Origin of the sequence: Ideonella sp. WA131b (assembly GCA_023657425.1) — a bacterium.
Taxonomy (GTDB): Bacteria; Pseudomonadota; Gammaproteobacteria; order Burkholderiales; family Burkholderiaceae_C; genus Rubrivivax.
The window spans coordinates 862,839-878,181 of sequence record JAGTJW010000001.1 but is presented as its reverse complement, the minus strand read 5'-3'; the positions used below and the strand labels follow the sequence as shown (position 1 = coordinate 878,181).

At 69.9% G+C, this 15,343-nt stretch carries 17 protein-coding genes; 16 read left to right on the top strand and 1 reads right to left on the bottom strand.

Going from position 1 to position 15,343, the window contains the following annotated elements:
• The first annotated feature begins 25 nt into the window (after positions 1-25).
• The 14 genes from KA711_04075 (at position 26) to KA711_04010 (ending at position 11,311) form a co-directional block, all read left to right on the top strand.
• On the top strand, positions 26-766 hold the full coding sequence (locus KA711_04075; GenBank protein MCM0608157.1) for a GTP cyclohydrolase I: 741 nt from the start codon (positions 26-28) through the stop codon (positions 764-766).
• A gap of 14 nt (positions 767-780) precedes the next feature.
• Entirely contained in the window at positions 781-1,206 is a 426-nt protein-coding gene (locus KA711_04070) for a BLUF domain-containing protein (protein ID MCM0608156.1), read from the top strand.
• A 41-nt stretch (positions 1,207-1,247) separates the two neighbouring features.
• Complete coding sequence (locus KA711_04065; GenBank protein MCM0608155.1) at positions 1,248-1,640, top strand: hypothetical protein; 393 nt, start codon at positions 1,248-1,250, stop codon at positions 1,638-1,640.
• A gap of 130 nt (positions 1,641-1,770) precedes the next feature.
• Positions 1,771-2,433: a hypothetical protein gene (locus KA711_04060; GenBank protein ID MCM0608154.1), complete on the top strand. Its 663-nt coding sequence runs from the start codon at positions 1,771-1,773 to the stop codon at positions 2,431-2,433.
• Between the two features lie 68 nt (positions 2,434-2,501).
• Positions 2,502-2,882, top strand: a complete 381-nt coding sequence (locus KA711_04055; GenBank protein ID MCM0608153.1) for a heavy-metal-associated domain-containing protein — start codon at positions 2,502-2,504, stop codon at positions 2,880-2,882.
• A gap of 571 nt (positions 2,883-3,453) precedes the next feature.
• Entirely contained in the window at positions 3,454-4,881 is a 1,428-nt protein-coding gene (gene soxC, locus KA711_04050) for a sulfite dehydrogenase (GenBank protein MCM0608152.1), read from the top strand.
• The gene (locus KA711_04045) at positions 4,865-5,965 is read left to right on the top strand and encodes a c-type cytochrome (GenBank protein ID MCM0608151.1); all 1,101 of its coding nucleotides are present in this window, start codon (positions 4,865-4,867) and stop codon (positions 5,963-5,965) included. Before soxC ends, KA711_04045 begins: the two co-directional genes overlap by 17 nt.
• Before the next feature lie 40 nt (positions 5,966-6,005).
• Positions 6,006-6,464 carry a thiosulfate oxidation carrier protein SoxY gene (gene soxY, locus KA711_04040; protein ID MCM0608150.1) on the top strand — a complete coding sequence of 153 codons (459 nt, stop codon included), beginning with the start codon at positions 6,006-6,008 and terminating at the stop codon, positions 6,462-6,464.
• Between the two features lie 43 nt (positions 6,465-6,507).
• The gene (gene soxZ / locus KA711_04035; GenBank protein ID MCM0608149.1) at positions 6,508-6,819 is read left to right on the top strand and encodes a thiosulfate oxidation carrier complex protein SoxZ; all 312 of its coding nucleotides are present in this window, start codon (positions 6,508-6,510) and stop codon (positions 6,817-6,819) included.
• Between the two features lie 113 nt (positions 6,820-6,932).
• Positions 6,933-7,745 carry a sulfur oxidation c-type cytochrome SoxA gene (gene soxA / locus KA711_04030; GenBank protein ID MCM0608148.1) on the top strand — a complete coding sequence of 271 codons (813 nt, stop codon included), beginning with the start codon at positions 6,933-6,935 and terminating at the stop codon, positions 7,743-7,745.
• Between the two features lie 18 nt (positions 7,746-7,763).
• Complete coding sequence (soxX, locus tag KA711_04025) at positions 7,764-8,429, top strand: sulfur oxidation c-type cytochrome SoxX (GenBank protein MCM0608147.1); 666 nt, start codon at positions 7,764-7,766, stop codon at positions 8,427-8,429.
• A gap of 70 nt (positions 8,430-8,499) precedes the next feature.
• Positions 8,500-10,254 (top strand): thiosulfohydrolase SoxB, encoded by a 1,755-nt coding sequence (soxB, locus tag KA711_04020; protein ID MCM0608146.1) that lies wholly within the window; start codon positions 8,500-8,502, stop codon positions 10,252-10,254.
• A gap of 26 nt (positions 10,255-10,280) precedes the next feature.
• Positions 10,281-10,703 (top strand): DsrE family protein, encoded by a 423-nt coding sequence (locus KA711_04015; GenBank protein MCM0608145.1) that lies wholly within the window; start codon positions 10,281-10,283, stop codon positions 10,701-10,703.
• Positions 10,704-10,705: 2 nt separating this feature from the next.
• A complete protein-coding gene (locus tag KA711_04010) occupies positions 10,706-11,311 on the top strand; it encodes a c-type cytochrome (protein ID MCM0608144.1) in 606 nt (201 codons plus the stop codon).
• 50 nt (positions 11,312-11,361) lie between these two features.
• Here the strand turns inward: KA711_04010 and KA711_04005 are convergent, their stop codons facing one another.
• Positions 11,362-13,575 (bottom strand): PhoX family phosphatase, encoded by a 2,214-nt coding sequence (locus KA711_04005; protein MCM0608143.1) that lies wholly within the window; start codon positions 13,573-13,575, stop codon positions 11,362-11,364.
• Between the two features lie 233 nt (positions 13,576-13,808).
• Between KA711_04005 and KA711_04000 the strand changes: the two genes are divergently transcribed.
• Together KA711_04000 and KA711_03995 are read left to right on the top strand one after the other, a co-directional pair.
• On the top strand, positions 13,809-14,825 hold the full coding sequence (locus KA711_04000) for a sulfate ABC transporter substrate-binding protein (GenBank protein ID MCM0608142.1): 1,017 nt from the start codon (positions 13,809-13,811) through the stop codon (positions 14,823-14,825).
• Positions 14,826-14,901: 76 nt separating this feature from the next.
• A complete protein-coding gene (locus tag KA711_03995) occupies positions 14,902-15,303 on the top strand; it encodes a DUF2946 domain-containing protein (GenBank protein ID MCM0608141.1) in 402 nt (133 codons plus the stop codon).
• Positions 15,304-15,343 lie beyond the last annotated feature (40 nt).

The window sequence follows — 15,343 nt, the reverse complement described above, 5'->3', positions numbered from 1 at the left end:
CCGGGACACGCCGTCCCGCCCCGCCATGGCCACGACCCTCAAGCAAGTCCCGCCGCGGATCTTCCGCAGCGAGGAGGAACTCGCCGCGCTGCCGGCGTCGGAGCGCATCCGCTGGCGCCTGGTGCAGTCCGGCCAGCGCTGGCACGCCAACGACAACATCTCGGCCCACGTGCGCGAGGGCGAGCTCAGCGAGCTCAAGGCCGAGGTCCAGGCCAAGCTGCAGGAGGTGCTGCAGGCGCTGGTCATCGACACCGAGAGCGACCACAACACCCACGAGACGGCCAAGCGCGTGGCCAAGATGTACGTCGACGAGGTGTTCCGCGGCCGCTACCAGCCCATGCCCAGCGTCACCGAGTTCCCCAACGTCGAGCGCCTGAACGAGCTGATGATCGTGGGCCCCATCACCGTGCGCAGCGCCTGCAGCCACCACATGTGCCCGATCTTCGGCAAGGTCTGGATCGGCATCCTGCCCAACGAGCACAGCAACCTGATCGGCCTGAGCAAGTACGCGCGCATCGCCGACTGGGTGATGAGCCGGCCGCAGATCCAGGAAGAGGCCGTCACCATGCTCGCCAACGAGCTGCAGGAGCGTGTGCGCCCCGACGGCCTGGCCCTGGTGATGGAAGCCGACCACTTCTGCATGCACTGGCGCGGCGTCAAGGACACCGACAGCGCCATGGTCAACAGCGTCATGCGCGGCGCCTTCCTGAAGGACGCCAACCTGCGGCGGGAGTTCCTGTCGCTGCTGTCGCGCAAACAGGCCTGAACGGAGTTCACCCCATGCTCGTCCGACTCGTCTACGCCAGCCGTGCCGTCGCCTCGGTCGACCAGCTCGAACTGGTGGCCATCCTCAAGAAGAGCAAGGCCAACAACCCGGGCCTCGGCATCACCGGCGTGCTCTGTTTCAGCGAGGGCATCTTCTTGCAGGTGCTCGAGGGCGGACGCAGCGCCGTCAACCAGCTCTACAACCGCATCGCCGCCGATCCGCGCCACACGCAGGTGGAGCTCATGACCTATGAGGAGGTCGGCGAGCGCCGCTTCGCCGGCTGGACCATGGGCCAGGTGAACCTGTCGCGTCTGAACCCGACGCTCTTGCTGAAGTACTCGGCGATGCCCATGCTGGACCCCTTCGCGGTGTCCGGCCGCGTGAGCCTGGCGCTGTTCGACGAGCTGATGGCCACGGCCTCGATCGTGGGCCAGTCCTGATCGGCGCCCCTGTTCGTGCCGGCTTTGCTACGCTTTTGCCTGTGAACGTTCTGCCAATGGCCCCGCACAGCCTCCGCAGCCGGCCCCGCCGCTCGGCGTGGGTGCTGGCCTGCCTGTGGCTGCTGGTGGCGCTGATGCCTCTGCGCGCGTGGGCTGCCGCCGACATGATGGCCAGCCCCGGCACCGCGTGGCCGGCGCCGGCCGTCAGCGCGGGCCTGCCGCCTTGCCATGGCGCCGCGGATGAGGGCTCTGCCAGCGACGCCCAAGACCACGGCGGCGCCTGCGGGCTCTGCCTGTTCTGCGCACCGGTCTTCGCTGCGCCCGACGCAAGCCCGGCGTCGCCCGCCCCCCTGGGCAACGCGCTGCACCTGGCGGCGCGGGGCGCCGCCCCCGAAGGCGCGCTCGAGCTGCTGTTCAGGCCCCCCCGGGGCTGAAGGTCGAGCCCCGGCGGCACCGCTGCGTGCCGCCTCCTGCGCCGCCTTCCTGAACCCGCACCGGGCCGCCCACGCTCCCAGGCCCGTTTTCTCCATGCGCCATCCTGCCCAGCCTGGCCGTCTGCGACGGCTGGGCGCTTCCGCCGTCTCCGGACTGGCCCTTGCGTTCGCACCGGCGGCCCATGCGCTGCCGATGGCCAGCGAGGGCAGCGTCATGGCGATGATCGACACCCACAGCAGCGGCGAGCGCGATGCCGCCGTCAACTACGCCGTCACCGGCCGCGACGCCTTCGGCGCGATGGCCGCCCGCTGGCACGAGCCGGTTGTGCACGCCGGGGTTCACGCCCGCATGCACGAGCGGGAGTCGCTGGCCCTGACGTACACGCGCCTCGTCCATCGTTGGAACCTGCCACACGCGCAGGCCAACCTGTGGTTCGTGGGTGCGGTCGGCCAGGCGCGCGGCCACGGCTGGGCGGGGTCGCGCGGCTTCTGGTCGCCCGCGGTGATGGCCGACGTCGAGACCACGCGGCTGTACGCCGGTGCCGGCGTCGAGCCCAAGCGGGGCAGCGGGCTGCGCCACGACACCGCCTGGGTGCGCGCCGGCTTCTCGTTCTACGAGGTCGACTACGAGCAGGTGCAGCCCTGGCTCCTCGTCGAGTCGCGGCGCACGCGCACCACCACCGGCTCGCGCGACGAAGTCACGCCGATGCTGCGGCTGATCCACCGTGGCGTGTTCGTCGAACTCGGCCGCAACCGCGAAGGCACGCAGTTCAACCTGATGTGGGCGTACTGACAGCCGCCGCGCTGTGCCGCCCCTCACGTCTTCCTGACATCCGCATTCATCCTTGAAGGAGATGCTCCATGCAAGCACGTTCCCGTCCCTCGAACCCCGCCCGCCTGGGCGCCCTGGCCGTGCTGGCCGTCGCCCTGTGGCTGCCGGCCGGCGCTGCGCTGGCGCAGGCCACGCAAAGCCTGAAGCTGCAGGTCAACGGCATGGTCTGTTCGTTCTGCGCCCAGGGCATCGAGAAGCGTCTGAAGGCCCTGCCCGAGGCCGGCCCGGTGTTCATCGACCTGCGCAACAAGGTCGTCGCCGTCGAGCCGCGGCCGGGCCAGACGCTGAACGCCGAGCGCGTGGCCGGCGAGGTGCGCGAAGCCGGCTACGAGGTCGTCGCCACCGAGACGGTGGCGCAGACGGTGGCCCAGATCCGCGCCGAGACGCGCGCCCCGCGCCAGGGGCGCTGAGGTGGCCGGCCTCGACGCCGCCGGCCCGGGCAGCGAGGCAGCGCCGAGCAACGGCGCGGCGGGCCACGTCGTGGCTGGCGCTGTTCGCCGGCACGTCCACGCTGGTGTGCTGCGCGCTGCCGGCGCTGCTGGTGACGCTGGGCGCCGGTGCGCGGCGCTGGCGACGCTGGTGACGGTGTTCCCGCCGATCGTCTGGCTCAGCGAGCACAGCGGCGTGGGTCTTCGGCGGCGGCGCGCTGCATGCTGGCGCTGGGGGGCGCGGCGCAGTGGCAGCAGCGGCACGCGCCCTGCCCGCTGGACCCGGCGCTGCGCCAGGCCTGCATGGCGCAGCGCCGACGCTCGGCGCGCGTGTACGGGATCTCGGTGCTGCTGTTTGGCCTGGGAGGCGCCTGGTTCGCGTTCGTGCAGCCCTGGCTGGACGCAGGGCTGAAGGGCGATCGACGGGCGAACGACGGGCTCCGCACGCGGGGCGAACCTGCTGCGCGGCACCGCAGAGGGTTAAGTCCGGAAGCGAAGTCGCGCAGCTTCGTGCAAGAGTGCGACCTGTATATTCATAATTGCTTATATCCGGATGCTAAAACTGTCCGCGCCAACGAGGCCTGCCGTGCACGACCCCCAGCCGAACCATCGACAGCCCGGGCGCCTGATCAAGGCGCCCGAGAACTTCATCGGCGCCGAGGGCGTGCGCGCGGTGTTCCGCGAGGCCCGGGAGGGCCGGCGCGACTTCATCCGCAGCGCCTTCGCGGCGGCCGTGGCCGCGGGCGGCACGGCGGTCGCCAGCCGTGCCACGGCGCAGGCCAACCCGGTGCCGGCCGACGGCGGCGACCCGAACATCCTCAAGCTGCCGGCGCACACCACGGGCCTGGGCCAGGGCGTCGTCACGGACGGCTACGGCAAGCCCAGCCCGTACGAGAAGAACGTGCAGCGCCGCCAGAGCCCGGGCCTGACGCAGACCAGGCAGGCCAGCGTGAGCTTCGCGCCGCTGCAGAGCCTGTTCGGCATCGTCACGCCCAGCGGCCTGCACTTCGAGCGCCATCACCAGGGCTGGTGGGACATCGACCCCAGCCGGCACCGCCTGATGCTCAACGGCTCCGACGAGCGCATGCTGAAGAGGCCGATGGTCTTCACGATGGACGAGCTGATGCGGCTGCCCTCGGTGAGCCGCTTTCACTTCATCGAGTGCGGCGCCAACAGCGGCATGGAGTGGGGCAACGTGGCGGTGCCCACCTGCCAGTACAGCCACGGCATGATCAGCTGCAGCGAGTTCACCGGCGTGCCGCTGAAGATTCTGCTCGACATGGCCGGGGCGGACTACCGACGCGGCCGCTACGTGCTGGCCGAGGGCGCCGACGGCTCGAGCATGACGCGCACGATCCCGATGGAGCTCATCGAGAACGGCGAGGTCTTCGTGGCCTACGGCCAGAACGGCGAGATGCTGCGCCCCGAAAACGGCTACCCGCTGCGCCTGGTGGTGCCGGGCGTCCAGGGCGTGAGCTGGGTGAAGTACCTGCGCCGCATCGAGGTCGGCGACCAGCCCTGGGCCACCAAGGACGAGGCCATCCACTACATCGACCTCATGCCCGACGGCCTGCACCGCCAGTACAGCGGCATCCAGGAGTGCAAGAGCGTGGTCACCACGCCCAGCGGCGGCCAGGTGCTGCTCGACAAGGGCTACTACACGATCACGGGCCTGGCCTGGAGCGGCCGTGGCAAGGTGCGCCGGGTCGATGTCTCGGTCGACGGCGGGCGCAACTGGCGGCGGGCCACGCTGCAAGGCCCGGTGATGGACAAGTGCCTCACGCGCTTCACGCTGCCCTGGGTGTGGGACGGCCAGCCCGCCCTGCTGCAAAGCCGCGCCACCGACGACACGGGCTACGTGCAGCCCACCTACCGCCAGCTGCGGGCCGTGCGCGGCACGCGCTCGATCTATCACAACAACGCGATCCAGACCTGGCTCGTTCAGGAAGGCGGTGAGGTGAAGAATGTCCAGCTCTCGTGAGCGTCGCGCACCGCTGGTGCGCCTGGGCGTGGCCGCGATGGCCCTGCTGGCCGCCGGTGCGGTGTGGGCCCAGAGCGCGGCCTTCCCCGGCATCGGCCGCGCCGCCACCCCGATGGAGGTGCGGGCCTGGGACATCGACGTTCGGCCCGACTTCAAGGGCCTGCCCAAAGGCAGCGGCTCGGTGTCGCGCGGGCAGGTGGTCTGGGAGGCGCAGTGCGCGTCCTGCCACGGCATCTTCGGCGAGAGCAACGAGGTCTTCTCGCCGCTGGTGGGCGGCACGACGGCGGCCGACATCCAGAGCGGCCGCGTCGCGCGGCTGCGTGACGGCAGCTTCCCGGGCCGCACCACGCTGATGAAGCTGTCCACGGTCTCCACGCTGTGGGACTACATCCACCGCGCCATGCCCTGGAACGCGCCCAAGTCGCTGAGCACCGACGATGTCTACGCCGTCACCGCCTTCATGCTGAACCTGGGCGGCGTGGTCCCGGACAACTTCGTGATGTCCGACGCCAACATCGCCGAGGTGCAGGCCCGCATGCCCAACCGCAAGGGCATGACCACCGACCACGGCCTGTGGCCGGGCCGCACCATGGGCAACGGCGGCAAGCCCGACGTGCGCGCCACGGCCTGCATGAGCCACTGCGCGGTTGAGCCCCAGGTCGCGAGCTTCCTGCCGGACTTCGCGCGCAACGCGCACGGCAACCTCGCCGAGCAGCAGCGCCTGGTGGGCCCGCAGGTCGGCGCCGACACCACCCGGCCCCCGGGCAGCGCAGCCCGCCCGGCGGCCGCCGGTGCCCCCGCCGCCAACTCCGGCCCCAGCGCCGCCACGCAGGCCGCGCTCGCTCTGGCCCGACAGCACAACTGCCTGGCCTGCCACGGCGTCGACAACAAGGTCGTCGGCCCCGGCCTGCGCGAGATCGCCCGCAAGCACGCGGGCCGCGCGGATGCCCTGGCCTACATGAGGGAGAAGATCCTCCAGGGCGGCCAGGGCGTGTGGGGCGCGATCCCGATGCCGGCACAAGCCCTCCCCGACGCCGACGCCCAGGCCATCGCAAAATGGCTGGCGGAAGGCGCCAAGCCCTGACGCCCCGGCGTCGCACCCGATACACGTGAAGGAGATGACCATGACCACCCGTCGCCAGATGATGTCGACCAGCGCCCACGTCGCCGGCCTGTTGGCCGCCGCCGGCCTGCTGCCCGCCACCGCCCATGCCGCCTGGCCCAAGGCCGCGTTCGACGCCAAGACCATGGCCGATGCGGCCAAGGCCTTCGGCGGCAGCGCACCGGCCGAGAGCAAGGACGTCACGATCACCGGCCCCGACATCGCCGAGAACGGCGCCGTGGTTCCGGTGGGCTGCAGCACCACGCTGCCGGGCGTCCGGCGCATGATGATCCTCGTCGAGAAGAACCCCAGCGTGCTGGCGGCGGCCTTCGACGTGACCGACGCCGTCGACGCGAGCTTCAACACACGCGTGAAGATGGGCCAGTCGTCGAACGTCTACGCCGTGGCCATGATGGGCGACGGGCGCGTGCTCTTCGCCGGCAAGGAGATCAAGGTCACGCTCGGCGGCTGCGGCGGCTGAGCCCTGCCTCGATCCACCCCCCCGCGATTCAAGGAGAAAGACCATGGCAGACCCGATGCGCATCCGCGCCCAGATGGCCGGCGACAAGGCCACCGTCCGCGTCCTCATGAGCCACGAGATGGAGACCGGCCAGCGCCGCGACGCGGCCGGCGCGCTCGTTCCGGCGTGGTTCATCCAGGAGGTCAGCGCCAGCCACAACGGCAAGGTCGTGATGCAGGCCCAGTGGGGCCCGTCGATCGCGAAGAACCCGTTCCTGCAGTTCAACGTCAAGGGCGCCAAGGCCGGCGACAAGATCACCGTGAACTGGCTCGACAACAAGGGCGACAAACGCACCGACGAAGCGACCGTGTCCTGATACGGCACCCGGTACATGCCCGGGTGTGCAGCGGCACGCCGGATGACCATACTCAGGCGCAGGCCCGCGCAGGCGGGTCGCAGCCGAAGAGTCCAACCCCGGAGACCCCGCGCATGAAGAAGTCCCTCCGCGCACGGGCGGTCGTCGCCGCCGCGGCCCTGGCGGCCCTGGCCCCGGCGCTGGCGCAGCAGCGCTCCACCGCCGACGGCATCGCCGAGTACCGCAAGATGCTCGAGGACGGCAATCCGGCCGAGCTGTTCGAGATGAAAGGCCGCGAACTCTGGGCACAGAAGCGCGGCCCGAAAGGCGCCTCGCTGGAGCAGTGCGATCTCGGCAAGGGCCCGGGCGTGGTCAAGGGCGTGTTCGTGGAACTGCCGCGTTACTTTGCCGACACGGGCCGGGTGCAGGATCTCGAATCTCGCCTCGTTTCCTGCATGGAGACGATTCAGGGCTTCAACGCCGCCGAGATCGCCCGCACCCCCTTCGGCCGCGGCGAGATGGCCAACGTCACGGCGCTGGCCACCTGGATCGCCACCGAGTCGCGCGGCCTGCGCTTCAACCTGTCCCAGGCCCACCCCGAAGAGAAGAAGAGCTACGAGATCGGCAAGCGCGTGTTCTTCTTCCGCGCCGGCCCGATGGACTTCAGCTGCGCGGCCTGCCATTCGCAGAAGGACATCCGCATCCGCCTGCAGGACCTGCCCGACCTCACCAAGAATCCCGGTGACGGCATCGGCTTCGCCGCCTGGCCGGCCTACCGGGTGAGCAACGGCCAGATGTGGGGCATGCAGCTGCGGCTGAACGACTGCTTCCGGCAGATGCGCTTCCCGTTCCCGGGCTTCGGCAGCGACATCACCGTGGCACTGGCCACCTACATGGGCGTCAACGCCAAGGGCGCGCAGTCCATTGCGCCGGCCATCAAACGCTGATCGGGGAGCCGCCACACCATGACCAAGAAGACCCCCCTCCTCATCGCCGCCGTGCCCGCCGCCCTGCTGCTGGCCGCCTGTGCCAGCGGCCCGGCGCCGACGGCGCTGCCCAGTGCCGCCGAGCTCGACGCCGAGGCCAACCGGCTGATCGTTGCCGCGTTCCGCGACCAGGGCATCGCCAAGGCCGAGCGCATCCGCCAGGACCTCGGCCAGAGCGCCTGCTCATCCGACAAGGAGCCCGCCGAGCCCGTGGCCAACGAGGTGATGGCCCAGGCCAAGAGCACCGTGAAGTGGCCCACCGGCGGTCTCTACCTCGGTGACTGGCGCGAGGGCGAGCGCATCGCCCAGAACGGCCGCGGCCTGACCTGGACCGACAGCTCCACCGCCACCAGCGCCAACGGCGGCAGCTGCTACAACTGCCACCAGATCAGCAAGGAAGAGGTCAGCTTCGGCACCATCGGACCCAGCCTGGTCAACTACGGCAAGAACCGCGGCGTGCGCGACGTCCTCGCGCCGACCTCGCAGTCGATCATCGAGTACACCTGGATGAAGATCTGGAACAGCAAGACCTACAACGCCTGTTCCAACATGCCGCGCTTCGGCCACATGGGCATCCTCGACGAAAAGCAGATTGCGCACGTGATGGCGCTGCTGCTCGATCCGAAGTCGCCCGTGAACCAGTAGGCCCGCGCCTGCCCAGCCCGGCGATGCCGGGCTTTTTCAGCATCAAAACATCAGCAGTCACTGATAAACCATGAGCCTCAGCAAGCGCGAATTCATGCAGGTGCTGGCCGCCGCCTCGGTGGCCGGCATGAACCTGGCGGCCCATGAGGACGCCGACGCCGCCCGGGCCGAGGACGCGCTGTACGACCTGCCGCCGCTGGGCACCGGGCCGGGCTTCGTGAGCCTGCTGCACATGACCGACTGCCACGCGCAGTTGAAGCCCATCCGCTTTCGCGAGCCCAGCGTCAACCTCGGCGTGGGCGGCATGCGCGGGCAGATCCCGCACCTGGTGGGCGAGCAGCTGCTCAAGGCTGCGGGCGTGCGCCCGGGCACGGCGCTGGCGCACGCCTACACCGCCATCGACTTCGAGCGCGCCTCGCGGCGCTATGGCCGCGTGGGCGGCTTCGCGCACCTGGCCACGCTCGTCAAGCGCATGAAGGCCAGCCGCCCTGGCGCGCTGCTGCTCGACGGCGGCGACACCTGGCAGGGCAGCGCCACGGCGCTGTGGACCGACGGCCAGGACATGGTCGACGCCTGCAAGGCCCTGACGGTGGACGTGATGACCGGCCACTGGGAGTTCACGCTCGGCATGAAGCGCGTGACGCAGATCGTCGAGCGGGACTTCGCCGGCAAGATCGATTTCGTCGCCCAGAACGTCAAGACCACCGACTTCGGCGACCCGGTGTTCAAGGCCTTCACGATGAAGGCCATCAACGGCGTCCAGGTGGCCATCGTCGGCCAGGCCTTCCCGTACACGCCGATTGCCAACCCGCGTTACATGGTGGCCGACTGGGCCTTCGGCATCCAGGACGAGAACATGCAGAAGACGGTCGACGAGGCGCGTGCCCAGGGCGCGCAACTGGTCGTCGTCATCAGCCACAACGGCATGGACGTCGACCTGAAGATGGCCCGCCGCGTGCGCGGCATCGACGCCATCTTCGGCGGCCACACGCACGACGGCGTGCCCGTGGCCGTGCCCGTCAAGAGCCCGGGCGGCACCACGCTCGTCACCAACGCCGGCAGCAACGGCAAGTTCCTGGGCGTGATGGACTTCCAGGTGAAGGACGGCAAGATCGCCAAGCACCGCTGGCGGCTGCTGCCGGTGTTCGCGAACATGCTCAGGCCCGATGCCGAGATGGACGCGCTGATCACGCGCATCCGCGCCCCGTTCGAGGCCAAGCTGTCGGAGAAGCTCGCCGTGACCGACGGCCTGCTGTACCGCCGCGGCAATTTCAACGGCAGCTGGGACCAGCTGATCTGCGACGCGCTGATGGACGTGCGCGGCGCCGACATCGCCTTCTCGCCCGGCTTCCGCTGGGGCACGAGCCTGCTGCCCGGCGAGACCATCACGCGCGAGCTGATGATGGACCAGCTGGCCACCACCTACTCGTACGCCACCGTCACCGAGATGAGCGGCGAGATGATCAAGACCGTGCTCGAGGACGTGGCCGACAACCTGTTCAACCCCGACCCCTACTACCAGCAGGGCGGGGACATGGTGCGCGTGGGTGGCCTCACCTACACCTGCGATCCCGGCGCAGAGATGGGCGGCCGCATCACCGACCTGCGCCTGAAGGGCCGGCCCCTGGAGGCGGGCAAGACCTACAAGGTGGCCGGCTGGGCCCCGGTGGCCGAAGAGGCCACCCGGGCCGGCCACCCCATGGTCTGGGACCTGGTGGAGACCTGGCTGAAGGACCAGGGCCGCAACCCGGGTGGCCGCGTCAAGGCGCGCAGCATCAACACGCCGCGGCTCCTGGGCATGCAGGGCAACCCGGGCTTGGCATGATGCGCGTCCCAACCGAGGAGATCACCATGTTCTTTCGCCGCTTCATGGTCAGCGCCGCCGTCGCCGCTGCGCTGACGGCACCGGGCTACGCCCTGGCGCAAGACCCCGTCGTCTACCACATCGACGACGCCGCGGCGCAGGGCCTGAAGGGCCTGCGCAACATCCGCAACCACCTGGACGTCGACCCGACGGCGAAGATCACCGTGGTCACGCACGCCCAGGGCGTGGACTTCCTGATGGAAGGCGCCAAGGATCCGGCCGGCAGCCCCTACGCCGGCCCCGTTGCGGCCCTGGTGGCGCGCGGTGTGCGGTTCGAGATTTGCGAGATCACGCTGAGGAACCGCAGCCTGAAAAAAGAGCAGTTCATTCAGGAGGCCGAGTTCACGCCCAGCGGCGTGGTGCGCCTCGCCCGGCTGCAGAAGGCGGGTGCGGCCTACATCAAGCCCTGAGCATGGCCCACCGCCTTGCCGCGCCGGCCATCGCCGCCCTGGCCGTGCTCGTCGCGCCGGCTCCCGCCGCCGCCGACCTCAAGCGCGCGCAGGAGATCGTCGAGGGCAAGTGCTTCATCTGCCACGGCGTCGACGGTGAGAGCTCAAGCTCTCTCTTTCCGCGCCTGGCCGGGCAGAACGCGCAGTACCTGGCGCGGCAGCTTGCCGACTACGCCAGCGGCCGCCGCAAGAGTGCGCAGATGCAGCCCATGGTCGAAGGACTCACGTCCTCGGACTTCTTGGCGCTGGGCCAGTTCTACGAGTCCCGCCCGGTGCACCAGCACGCCATCGAAGACCACGAGCTGGCGCTCGTGGGGCGCTTCATCTACGCCCGCGGCAACCCCTACGCGGGCGTGCCAGCCTGCGCCGGCTGCCACGGCGCCAACGGCCAGGGCACGGCACAGCTGCCACGGCTGGCAGGCCAGCACGCGGCCTACACCGAGCGCCAGCTGCGCCAGTTCAACCAGCGCGAGCGCAGCAACGACAACGCGGTGATGCACACCATTGCCAGCAAGCTCACCGAGCTCGAGACCAAGGCGGTCGCCAGCTACATCAGCGGCCTCAAGTAGGCGCGGGCCACAACGGCGCCGCCGAAGTGGCCCGGAGCGCCCCAGCGCCATCAGGTGCCCACGCGCTGCCCGTTGTTCTTGGTGATCACCACCGTGGCCGAGCGCGGGCGCTTGCCAGCCCCATAGCCCACGTTGCTGGGCCACTGGCTCGTGTACTTGGCAGGGTTGCCCAGGTCGGCCGCCGCGGTGCCCTCGCCCGGGTGCTGGATGTTGATGAAGATGGTCTTGCCGTCCGGCGCCTCGCACAGGCCGGTGACCTCGCAGTCGAAGGGGCCGACGTAAAAGCGCTTGAGCGTCGCCGCCGTCGGCTTCTTGCCCAGGCGCGTGGTGACGCTGACGCCGCCGCCGTAGTTCAGCGTTTTCGTCTCGCCGTCGCCCAGCGTGCCGGGCACGCTGGCCAGCAGCATGCAGTTGGTGACGTCGACGTAGGCCCCGTCGTCGGTCTGGATCCAGCAAAGTCCCGTGCTCTTGGTGAAGGCCAGGCCGTCGGGGCTGGAGAAATCGTTGTCGTTCGTCAGGCCCGAGAGGTTGATGTAGGTCGGATCGGCCGCGGCCTCGGCGCCGAAGAGGTACACGTCCCAGGTGAAGCTGGTGGACTCGGGGTTGGCATCCTTGAAGCGCACGATGTGGCCATTGACGTTGCCGTTTTGCGTGGTCGTGCCGCCGCGCACATCGACATAGGCGCGCGGGTTGGCGGCGTCCACCAGCGTCTGCGTGCCGGTGGGCACGGTGCGGCGGCTGCTGTTGTTCGTCATCGTGATGTAGAGCTCGCCGGTGGTCGGATGCACGTCCACCCACTCCGGCCGGTCCATCTTGGTCGCGCCCACGGCGTCGGCGGCGATGCGCGTGTGGATGTACATCTCGGCCTGCTCCGTGAAGCCGAAGCTGGCGGCGACGATGGCCGGTGTGGTGATGCTCAGCTCGATCCACTGCCCGGAGCCGTCGTCGTTGAACTTCGCCACGTACAGCTTGCCGGCGTCGAGGTACTTGTCGCCGATGGCCATGCGGTCCGAGGCGTTGGCGTCGGCCGGATTCCAGGTGGCCGTGGACACCCACTTGTAGACGTACTCGTTCTGCGAGTCGCAGCCCATGTACACCGCCAGCGGCTTGCCGGCCTGCGGCAGACCGAAGGCGCCGTTCTCGTGCGCCAGGCGGCCCAGGCCGGTGCGCTTCTTGATCGTGCTGGTGGCGTTGTAGGGGTCGATCTCGACCATGAAGCCCTGGCAGAACCACTCGTGGCGGTAGTCGTCGCTGCCGTCGGTGCTGGTGCCGGTGACGCTGGTGTCGAAGCGCACGTAGTCGTCACCGGTGCCGCCGGTTTCCCAGCCGTAGCGGCTGCTGGCGGAGGTGGTGGCGGTGACGCTGCGGCCGTAGCGCGCGAAGCTGGCATTGACCTTGGCGCTGCGCAGCGCCTGGTCGCCGGCCGCGCGGGCGAAGTAGCCGCTCCAGTTTTCTTCGGTCGTCAGCAGCGTGCCCCAGGGCGTCTTGCCGTTGCCGCAGTTGTTGAGCGTGCCGCGCGTGCGGGTGCCGCCGGTCGAGTACTTGGTGACGAACAGCGCGTTGCCGCGCGCCGGTCCCGACAGCTCGATCGGCGTGCGGCCGGTGATGCGGCGGTTGAGGCTGCCCTGGGGCACCATCTGGAACACCCCGGCCGCGTCCTTGGCCACCTCGACGACGCTGACGCCGTGGCAGTCGATCTCGATGTCGACCTCCGCAGCCGGGCGCGGGCGCGCGCTCGGGCCCGCCGCGTGCAGCACCACCGGGGTGATGTACTCGTGGTTCATGGCCAGCAGCGCGCGGCTGCTGGCGCTGTCGTCGCGCGCACCGGCAGCGTTGAGCCCGAAATACTGGATGCCGTCGTGGCAGTCGCCGATGCGCTGCGCGTAGTTGGTGTCGGTGCCGTCGTTCTTGTAGGCCGGCACGCCGGTGGCGATGGGGTCGCCGCAGGCCCAGATGACGCGGGCCGTGTAGCCGGCGGGCACGGTGTTGGTGTCGGCCAGCGTGCGCGCCACGGCGCCGAAGCCCAGCAGCGTCTCGGTGGGCGGCGCAGGCGGACTCACCACCACGTCGTCGTCGCCCCCGCAGGCCGTGAGCGCCACCGGCGCGAACATGGCGGCCATCGCGCCACCCAGGCCGCCCTTGAGCAGGCCGCGGCGGTTCAGGCCCCGGTCCAGCACCTCGCCGAAGTGGGCGTTGGCGCTGGTGTTGTTGGGCAGATCGTCGGGATCTACGAAGTCGGTTGACGAAGTGCGGCTGGTGTCCATGCGGGCCTCGGCAGATGGTGGTCGGAAAGTGCCTGATCGTTGCCCGCCTTCATGAACGTGCCGTGACGGGGACGAAATTCCGACAGCCGACGCGGTTGTCACTCCAGAGTCACCGAGCAGGCGCGATCCGCGGGCGCTGCTGCGCCCACCGCATCAGCAAGTGCCCAAAGCTTCGTTGGTGATCGAGGGTGCCGTTCCTAGCATGGTCAACCCTTCTTCTGACTCCTCACGCCATGCGCCTTCGATTCCTGCTTCTGGCCTGGCTGGCCACCCTGCTGACGGCCGCCGCCCCGGCCGCCTTCGCGCAGAAGACCGTCAACCTGCTCAACGTCAGCTACGACCCCACGCGCGAGCTGTATGTCGACTTCAACAAAGCCTTCGCCGAGCATTGGAAGGCCCGCACCGGCGACACCGTCACCGTGCGCCAGAGCCACGGCGGCAGCGGCCGCCAGGCGCGCAGCGTGATCGACGGCCTCGACGCCGACGTGGTGGCGTTGGCGCTGGCCTACGACATCGACGAGCTGCACGCCAAGGCCGGGCTGATCCCGGCCGACTGGCAAAAGCGCCTGCCGCACAACGCCAGCCCCTACACCAGCACCATCGTGTTCCTGGTGCGCAAGGGCAACCCCAAGGGCATCAAGGACTGGGACGATCTCGTCAAGCCCGGCATCAGCGTGATCACGCCCAACCCCAAGACGAGCGGCGGCGCGCGCTGGAACTACCTCGCTGCCTGGGGCTTTGCGCTGCGCAAGTACGGCAACGACCCGGCCCGCGCCGAGAAGTTCGTCGCGGACCTCTACAAGAACGTGCCGGTGCTCGACAGCGGCGCGCGCGGCTCGCTCACCACCTTTGCCGAGCGCGGCGTGGGCGACGTGTTCCTGAGCTGGGAGAACGAGGCCTTCCTGGCCGTGAAGGAGCTCGGCCCGACGCGTTTTGACATCGTCGTGCCCAGCTTGAGCATCCTGGCCGAGCCGCCCGTGGCCGTGGTCGACAAGAACGTCGACCGCAAGGGCACGCGTGCCGTGGCGCAGGCTTACCTGGAGTTTCTGTACACACCGCAGGGCCAGACGCTGGCCGCCGAGCACTACTACCGCCCGCGCGACCCGCAGGTGGCGGCCAGGTACGCCAGCACCTTCAACCTGAAGGTCAACCTGTTCACCATCGACGAGGTGTTCGGCGGCTGGACCAAGGCGCAGGCGACGCACTTCAACGACGGCGGCGTGTTCGACCGCATCTTCACGCGCAAGTGAGTCGCGACAGGCGCCTGGCCCGAGTCGAGGGCCGTGCCCCGAACCCGCAGCGTGATGCGCCTACACGCGCGCCGCCATGACTGGGAAGCGCCGTCACTCGCCCTTGCCGCACTGGATCGCGCTGGTCGCGATCTTTGCGGTGAGCCTGTTGCCGACGGTCTCGCAGTTGCTGGCGGCCGTGGTGGCCGATGACACCTACCGGGCCGAGATCTGCACGCCGCAGGGTCTGCGCTGGGTGAGTCTGGCCGAGCCTGGCGCGCCGGCCAATGCCGCCGAGCCGGGTTCGAAGGCCGGGCACACCGAGCACTGCCCGCTGTGCCGGCTGCAGCACGACGCGCCGCCCATGCCGGCACCGGCCCTGGCCTGGCGCGTGGCCCCGGCCGGGCCGGCGTACGTGCCGACCCGCTTCCTGACGGCGCCACACACTGCGCACACGTGGCGCAGCGCGCAGCCGCGCGGCCCTCCGCTCCTGGGCTGAACCCCTCGTCGCCGGCCCCGTCGCGCCTGCCCTTTGGGTG